General features: G+C 33.5%; 8 protein-coding genes and 1 pseudogene. 6 read left to right on the top strand and 3 right to left on the bottom strand.

The genetic code is table 11. The annotated features are described in order from the left end of the window. From QM956_RS03175 to QM956_RS03165, 3 genes are all read left to right on the top strand, one after another. A partial coding sequence (locus QM956_RS03175; protein WP_414302224.1) for a CPBP family glutamic-type intramembrane protease occupies positions 1 to 136 on the top strand: 136 nt, incomplete at its 5' end. A gap of 291 nt (positions 137 to 427) precedes the next feature. Next, complete coding sequence (locus QM956_RS03170; protein ID WP_414302219.1) at positions 428 to 1,063, top strand: hypothetical protein; 636 nt, start codon at positions 428 to 430, stop codon at positions 1,061 to 1,063. 305 nt (positions 1,064 to 1,368) lie between these two features. Next, the gene (locus tag QM956_RS03165; protein ID WP_061864593.1) at positions 1,369 to 1,959 is read left to right on the top strand and encodes a type IV toxin-antitoxin system AbiEi family antitoxin domain-containing protein; all 591 of its coding nucleotides are present in this window, start codon (positions 1,369 to 1,371) and stop codon (positions 1,957 to 1,959) included. A gap of 287 nt (positions 1,960 to 2,246) precedes the next feature. Here the strand turns inward: QM956_RS03165 and galE are convergent, their stop codons facing one another. The 3 genes and pseudogenes from galE to QM956_RS03150 all read right to left on the bottom strand — a co-directional run bounded on the left by galE (position 2,247) and on the right by QM956_RS03150 (position 4,531). Beyond that, positions 2,247 to 3,248 (bottom strand): UDP-glucose 4-epimerase GalE, encoded by a 1,002-nt coding sequence (galE, locus tag QM956_RS03160; RefSeq protein ID WP_134973959.1) that lies wholly within the window; start codon positions 3,246 to 3,248, stop codon positions 2,247 to 2,249. 25 nt (positions 3,249 to 3,273) lie between these two features. Beyond that, on the bottom strand, positions 3,274 to 3,960 hold the full coding sequence (locus QM956_RS03155; RefSeq protein ID WP_061864594.1) for a triose-phosphate isomerase: 687 nt from the start codon (positions 3,958 to 3,960) through the stop codon (positions 3,274 to 3,276). A 26-nt stretch (positions 3,961 to 3,986) separates the two neighbouring features. Beyond that, positions 3,987 to 4,531: pseudogene (locus QM956_RS03150) on the bottom strand (NAD(P)H-dependent oxidoreductase). Between the two features lie 450 nt (positions 4,532 to 4,981). Between QM956_RS03150 and QM956_RS03145 the strand changes: the two are divergent. Genes QM956_RS03145 through QM956_RS03135 form a run of 3 tightly spaced genes read left to right on the top strand, consistent with a single transcriptional unit; the run spans position 4,982 to position 7,636 of the window. Then, positions 4,982 to 5,281: a hypothetical protein gene (locus tag QM956_RS03145; protein ID WP_044791545.1), complete on the top strand. Its 300-nt coding sequence runs from the start codon at positions 4,982 to 4,984 to the stop codon at positions 5,279 to 5,281. Further along, a complete protein-coding gene (locus tag QM956_RS03140; RefSeq protein ID WP_414302218.1) occupies positions 5,271 to 5,759 on the top strand; it encodes a hypothetical protein in 489 nt (162 codons plus the stop codon). Before QM956_RS03145 ends, QM956_RS03140 begins: the two co-directional genes overlap by 11 nt. Beyond that, positions 5,759 to 7,636: a VirD4-like conjugal transfer protein, CD1115 family gene (locus QM956_RS03135; RefSeq protein WP_414302223.1), complete on the top strand. Its 1,878-nt coding sequence runs from the start codon at positions 5,759 to 5,761 to the stop codon at positions 7,634 to 7,636. The genes QM956_RS03140 and QM956_RS03135 overlap by 1 nt, the downstream gene beginning before the upstream one ends. Positions 7,637 to 7,654 lie beyond the last annotated feature (18 nt).

The following is a 7,654-nucleotide window of genomic DNA, read 5'->3' as shown; positions in this document are numbered from 1 at the left end:
AACCATTCTAGCTTGGTGTTTATATGTTTCACTTGGGATGTTTTTAGGGATGGTGCGCTATAAATCTGACTTATGGGGAAGTATGGGTTTACATTTGGTGTGGAACCTACTAGTTTATAGTTTGCTGCTTGTTTAAAATAGGTGGCCTGATTTATTTAGATATTCATAATGAATGTAATTGTTGACAAATATGGACTAATTGCGTATAATGAAAGTAATTAAATGATATAATTACTTGTGGGCTAGTGGATATGGTCTGCACCCGCCTGTGGGCTCCGCTCTCAGTTCAGACTGTTTGTTGAGAAAAAGAATAGCAGGACTGCCTACCCTTGAGGAACAGATAGGGCATATCTAGCGTGAGGTGAAACTCAATACGTGGGAGAGAAGGAAGCAGGAGCTTCCTTCTCTTTTTTAGGAGAAAATTCAAATGACTTATACTTTGGAATGGCTAAAGACTTTTGATGGAAAGATTGATATTCTCAATGTTAAGATGGATTGCTTGGCCAATACTATTGAGAAAAATGTTTCTCAGTACAAATATATTTATCAGACAAATATGGAGAACTGTCCTGAAATTATTCTATCAGTCCCAAATTCCTCCATTCCTCATCTTTTAGGATTATCTAGAGAACATCATGTTAATTTACCAACTAATAATGCAGGGAGTATTTTTGAAGGATTAAAAGATGATTGGACATTGGAACGTCTTAATAAAGCTGATAATGGTTGGTTCAACGAAAATAAATTCAAAATAGTTGGAACCTTGTTGCTTTATCAAATGTTACATGTAATGGAGTGTAAATTCTATACAACTGATGGCATTTTGAATAGAAGAGTCGGTCGCCGATTTAAAAGAGATCATATTTATTTTGTAGTCTTTAAATTAAGTAATGGTATCAGTTATACAGTAGAATTATCACATGAAAAAGGTAATCAATACTTTCCAAGAAGCCTTAAAATCAATGATACCTCCGTTACAGATTGTAGAGAAATAGAGCTTAGACTCATTAATAAGATTCGATTTAAACCAGCTAAGGCAAGAAAGGTAAAATGGGCATCATGATTTAAAAATTGAAATCATGATTACATCACTATTCTTTTCTTAATCAATGTGAGTATGGTTGAAGAATTTCTGTATTGAGAAATTTTATTGAAGTTGGTCAGAAAATTAGACATCAGAGTTTCTTTGACAAGTGTTTTATCTTGCTGTTTGTATGTTTTTACCAGAAATGTTTCTAGGGCTTCATTTGGAGTGGAACCTATTAGTCCATGGCTTACTTCTTCTTTATAATAGGTGGTCTAGCTTACTTATAGATTCAGTTTGAAATAAAAAACTAAATGAATTTATTTCTAAGAAAGGAGAATGAAATGGTTGATAAAAGAGAAAAACTGATGAACTCTTTCAATCAGTATGGTTTTTTAACTTTTAAACAAGTAGTAGATGAAAATTTACACTACAAAATCTTATTGAAAATGGTTACAGAAGGAAAAATCAATGCTGAAGAAAAAGGGTTATATCGCTTACCTGATATTTATTTAGATGAGTGGTTTGTCCTTCAGTATCGATTTCCAAAGGGAATCCTTTCTTTGGAGACAGCACTTTGGTTACATGGTTTATCTTTGACTATCCCTTTTAACATGACAATGAGTTTTCCTTATGGTACGAATACCAAAAACATTAAGGAAGCAGATATATGTCCTATTATCTTACGCTCTCACTATAGTGAAGGAATTATTGAAATAGAGCGTCTTCCTGGTCAATTTATTAAAGTTTATGAAATTGAACGAGTTTTGGTTGAATGTCTAAGACCAGTTCATCAGGTGGATCTTCAAATTATTGCACCAGCCTTTAAGAAATATTTTCAACAAAATCAAATTCACTTACATAAATTATTTTATTATGCCCAGCTATTTAAGGTAACTGATAAGTTACAATCTTATACGGAGGTGCTATCTTAATGTTTTAAAATGCGAATAATTTTAATGTTGAAAATAAAGTCAAATATTAATTTCATGAATTTAATAGTGGAGAATATTTTATGAATAAAAGTAAGGCTGGACAAAAACTCAATTTGAGGAGAAAACAAAGCAAATTTTTCGACAATAAAACGCATAATATCAAGGATTCAACACCCTGATACTATGCGTTTTCTAATTTTAAAGACTTTTGCCTAGTCTCACCTTGTTAAGTAAATATAACTCAGTCTTGTTTCATGAGGTGTAGTTCACAGAGAGCTGGTTACGATTTATGACTCCAAAATGTTTTTACCTTCTTTAACACGCCAACGATAATCCGATAAAATAATATCTTCGAGGGAGTAGCTAGCTTGCCAGTCAAGATATTGTTTAGCTTTTGATGCGTCTGCTAGGACGCTAGCTGGGTCACCAGCACGGCGAGCAACAATTTCGTGTGGTATTTTTTGATTCAGTAATTCTTCAGCAGTTTTAAAGATTTCTTTGACGGTATAGCCTTTTTCAGTTCCTAAGTTAAAGATTTGAGAAGAACTGTCTTCTTGAAATAGGTAGTTCATTCCTTTAACATGAGCCTGTGCAAGATCCAAGACATGAATGTAATCTCGAATACATGAACCGTCACGTGTATCGTAGTCATCTCCAAATATTTTTAGGCTATCATTTTGTCCCAATGCGGTTTTGTTGATATTGGGAATGATGTGAGTTGGATTTTTCACACGTAGACCGTTTGAAGCATCCATTTCAGCCCCAGCAACATTAAAGTAACGGAAAATGACATATTTCCAATCATAGCGATTGGCCATCCAGTAAATCATTCGTTCGCCCATCAATTTTGTTTCTGCATAAGGATTGACAGGGTCGAGCAGGGTATCTTCAGTAGCTGGCTTGTCAATACAGTTATTACCATAGAGGGAAGCAGTCGAAGAGAACATGATTTTTTGAATGCCAACTTCAGATAAGACTTTGAGAACTTGGTTCATACCCGCAACATTGGCAGTGAAGTATTTACTTGGATTTTCAATACTTTCGCTCACAACAATCTCACCCGCACAATGAAGAACAGCATCAATCTGATTTTCTTCTAAGTAAGCTTTTAGGGCACTAGAATCATAAACATCTAGTTGCTTAAAGCTAGCACGACTATCCACAGCCGAACGATTTCCTGTAGAGAGATTATCTAGGACATGCACCTGGTAGCCAGCATTTAAAAGAGCTTTAACGGTATGGGAGCCAATGTAGCCAGCTCCACCTGTAACAAGAATTGTTTTTGTCATGACTTTTTCCTTTTTTTATTTTTTACTAGTTGGAAAATTCTTTTTGATTTAAAAAATTAAATACTTCTAATAACGTATTTGTTCGATCTCCAATCAATACTCCATCAAATCCTAATTTAATAATTTCAGGGATGTCTTTACATTGTACACCTCCTCCAAATACTAATTTATATTTAAAATTATATATTTGACTAGATATGAACAAATACCTTTTTAGCATAGTTAAATGATTAGAAATTTCTTCTAAACTGTAGTCCTTTTTTCCACTCAATGTTGCACTTAGAATTTCATATGCTATAATAATTTCTTTTCCTTGAAATTGAATTCCTGATAAAAGTTGATGTATCTCAGCAATATAATTTTTATCTTTGCCAAAACAAATAATAGGAGTTATATTTCCAACTAATGTCTGTTTTATTTTTGAACGAATGATATCTTTAGTTTCATTTAAGAATTTTTGACGTTCTAGATGGCCGACAAATGCATATTTTATATTATAGTAATTGAGATGTTCACAAGTTAAATCACCAACATTTCGACCCTTGATAGCAATATTTTGCGAAGCAATTGAAAAAGAATATTCATTGTCGTTAACAGGTATTATTGGTGAAATAATTAATTCTGTTTTAACATTTCCTTCATTGAAAAGTTTTAACAGATCTAATTGTTCATGAATACTTAATTTATTTTTAAAGTTGAATATTGTTAACATTTTCACCTTTTTAATATTAAAACTAATTATTTGTTAATTTTGTCATCAATGTATTGTTCTAGTTTTGCTTTGTATTGTTCAAAGTTAGGTTTCTTTACTACATTATGAAATGATAAAGTTTCTCTTTGTGTAAATCCGCAAAACTCCATTGCTTTATGAAATGATATTAGAATTTCGTCTACACTTTTACCATTAAAAAATTCATTGGAATCATTAAAAGTATATTCTGGTGCATTCCATGTTGAAGATATAATATATTCTTTCCCTTTCATGAGTCCACCAGTTCCATATTTATCAGCAAATGAGTAAAACTGCCCATATTCAAATACATTATCAAGATACAATTTTAATTTTCCTGGAACATTAAACCAATAAATTGGGAATTGAAAAATAATTAGGTCAGCCCATAAAAACTTATTTCTTTCATCAACAATATCATATGATTCTACTGAAGATAGCTGTACATTATGATGATGCCGTAATTTATTTAAAAAATATTGTATAAGCTAAAGTTAAGTTCGCCTTTACAGAAATCATGTTTTTGATATCCGTTTACTAATAAGATGTTCATATTAAATTCCTCCTTGTATTAAAAATATCATTAATTAATATTTTTGTCAATATTTTTATTGAAAATAATTGAAAATAATGAAAAAACGTGAAAAAAACAAACTTAGTATATCTATATTAAGATTTTTGTACTGAAAAACATTAGTTTAATTGTGGTTTGAAAAATTGTTCAAATTTTTTTCAATCATATTTACTATAAATAGTAAACTGCATCCCAACAACTCCAAAAATGTGATAAAAATTTCAACTACTCTTGTCTATAATAAAGCTACCTGTTCTTTGAAAATTGAATCCACTCCGTCTTGATTAGCGTGCCTGTGTAAGTAGGGACTGAGAGTATTACCCTGTGAAGGGCAACTGGCACAAGACGTGTGTGAGAATTTTCTAACAGACACGGAGTTTATCGTTACCAGACTTAAACGATGCGACAAACTAGATAAAGGAGTTAATCATGAAGGTAGTAAACTTGTATGATTTGAAACAAATGGGAAATAAAGGTGGATGTACCATCCAATTGATTCATCACTTTCCCTTTGGTATGGGCTTAGGACATCTCAAAAAAGACTACATTGAATTTAAACGTGTTGGTATCGTTGATGGGAAAGCAGTAGAAGTTACTCTTCGAGAACCTTATTCGAGAGATCTACTGCAGGTTATCAAGTCGATTAAGCAACGTCAGAAATTGATAGCTTATCGTTATAAAGAAGGAAAGCTGCTATTTGTTAAGAAGGAGGCATCAGATGTCCTCTGAACAACAGGAACGAATGGCAGTTCAATATGCTGAGCGTAGTCTTTTATTTACTGTAAAAAGTCTTTTAAAGATTCTAGAATGGTCTAGACGTCAGGCTTTAGCACAGGATTCCGCCTATAAGATAGGGGTGCAGAAATTAGAAGAATTGCTACAATCTCCTTATTCGATTGATACGATTAATCTGAAAAAAGATTTTTTAGACAAACCAATTGATATAGAGAAATTTAAAGCTTTTTTAGAAAAAGAAGAGATTCCTTTAGCCATCGCTTGGCAAGGGGATTCTCTGCATTTCTACACGAAAGACCGTTCGATTCTAGACAATCATTTAGACCATCTGTTAGAAATAATGGTTAATGATCCGGAGAAATTAGCTGATTTTACCATGGATAAGTCACTAGACCAAGCAATTGATGAGGCTAAATCTCAAATTACCTTTAGACAAGAAGGAGCCGTCAAACAGAAAGAGATGGTGAGATGATGTACAGTGGAAAGAAATTCCTACTATTCTCACTGTTAGGTATCTTACTAGGCTATCTTTTTCATCGTTTGACGCTTTTGTATGATTCCTATACTGGAAATAGCTTAGATAAATGGACTCATCTTCTAATGGAAGGTCAAGATGAAGTTCTTCAGTCGCCATGGAATGTTTCTTTTACTGGAAAATCAAGTGCTTTTTTTCTACTAGGTTTTGTGATGATGTTGCTGGTTTATCTCTATCTAGAGACTGGTAAAAAACAATACCGAGAAGGGGTAGAATACGGGAGCGCCCGTTTTGGAACTCTAAAAGAAAAGAAGCTCTTTTACGGTAAAGAATTTTCTCATGATACGATCTTAGCACAGGATGTTCGTTTGACATTATTAGATAAAAAACCACCCCAATATGATAGAAATAAGAATATTGCGGTGATCGGAGGTTCAGGAAGTGGGAAGACATTTCGCTTTGTGAAACCCAATCTGATTCAGATGAATAGTTCAAATATTGTCGTGGATCCTAAAGATCACTTGGCCGAAAAAACAGGCAAACTCTTTTTAGAACATGGCTACCAAGTAAAGGTGCTAGATTTAGTCAATATGAAGAACTCAGATGGCTTCAATCCTTTTCGCTATATAGAGACAGAAAATGATTTGAATCGCATGCTGACGGTTTATTTCAATAACACCAAAGGTTCTGGCTCTCGTAGTGATCCATTTTGGGATGAAGCTTCTATGACTTTGGTCCGAGCTTTAGCCTCCTACTTGGTCGATTTCTATAATCCACCTAAAACAAGAGAACAGCTCATAGAAGAAAGTCGTTTAAGTCAAAAGGAATACCAAAACTTGTTGAAACGTCAAAAAAAAGAAGTGGAAGAGCGAAAAAAACGAGGGCGTTATCCAAGTTTTGCTGAAATCTCAAAACTCATTAAACACTTATCCAAGGGTGAAAATCAAGAAAAAAGTGTCTTAGAAATTCTATTTGAAAATTATGCTAAAAAGTATGGAACTGAAAATTTTACCATGCGAAATTGGGCAGATTTTCAAAATTATAAGGATAAGACTCTGGATTCTGTTATAGCTGTAACTACTGCTAAATTTGCCCTCTTCAATATTCAAAGTGTCATGGATTTGACCAAAAGAGATACCCTTGATATGAAGACATGGGGCAAGGAAAAATCAATGGTTTACTTAGTTATCCCAGATAACGATAGTACCTTTCGCTTTCTTTCAGCCCTCTTTTTTTCAACCGTATTCCAAACCCTAACAAGACAAGCAGATATTGATTTTAAGGGTCAATTGCCTCTTCATGTGAGAGTCTATTTAGATGAGTTCGCAAACATCGGAGAAATTCCAGATTTTGCTGAACAAACCTCAACAGTCCGTTCTCGAAATATGAGTCTCGTTCCTATTCTTCAAAATATTGCCCAACTTCAAGGGCTCTATAAAGAAAAAGAAGCTTGGAAAACCATTTTGGGGAACTGTGATAGCTTAGTCTACTTAGGTGGTAATGATGAAGATACCTTTAAATTTATGAGTGGCTTACTCGGTAAACAAACCATTGATGTTCGAAATACGAGTCGTTCTTTTGGCCAGACAGGTTCAGGATCCCTTTCTCATCAAAAGATTGCTCGTGATTTAATGACACCTGATGAAGTCGGAAATATGAAACGGCATGAATGCTTGGTTCGAATTGCCAATATGCCTGTCTTTAAAAGCAAAAAATACAATTCAACCAAGCATCCAAACTGGAAGTACCTAGCCAATCAAGAAAGCGATGAACGGTGGTGGAACTATCAAATCAATCCTTTGAATCAAAGAAAAGAAAATCATCTTGAAGGCCTTAGAATTCGTGATTTAACTTTTGAATCTAGTTTAAAATAAAAATAGAAAAGAGGAAAT

The sequence above is a fragment of the Streptococcus mitis genome, from assembly GCF_047460035.1.
Lineage (GTDB): Bacteria > Bacillota > Bacilli > Lactobacillales > Streptococcaceae > Streptococcus > Streptococcus mitis_DW.
The sequence above is the reverse complement of the archived record's forward strand: the minus strand, read 5'-3'. Positions and strand labels throughout refer to the sequence as shown.

Bases quoted from the DNA above. Each gene is read 5' to 3' on its own strand.
- galE (WP_134973959.1), bottom strand. From the start codon at position 3,248: ATGACAAAAACAATTCTTGTTACAGGTGGAGCTGGCTACATTGGCTCC.
- QM956_RS03140 (WP_414302218.1), top strand. From the start codon at position 5,271: ATGTCCTCTGAACAACAGGAACGAATGGCAGTTCAATATGCTGAGCGT.
- QM956_RS03155 (WP_061864594.1), bottom strand. From the start codon at position 3,960: ATGTTAACAATATTCAACTTTAAAAATAAATTAAGTATTCATGAACAA.
- QM956_RS03145 (WP_044791545.1), top strand. From the start codon at position 4,982: ATGAAGGTAGTAAACTTGTATGATTTGAAACAAATGGGAAATAAAGGT.
- QM956_RS03170 (WP_414302219.1), top strand. From the start codon at position 428: ATGACTTATACTTTGGAATGGCTAAAGACTTTTGATGGAAAGATTGAT.
- QM956_RS03165 (WP_061864593.1), top strand. From the start codon at position 1,369: ATGGTTGATAAAAGAGAAAAACTGATGAACTCTTTCAATCAGTATGGT.
- QM956_RS03135 (WP_414302223.1), top strand. From the start codon at position 5,759: ATGTACAGTGGAAAGAAATTCCTACTATTCTCACTGTTAGGTATCTTA.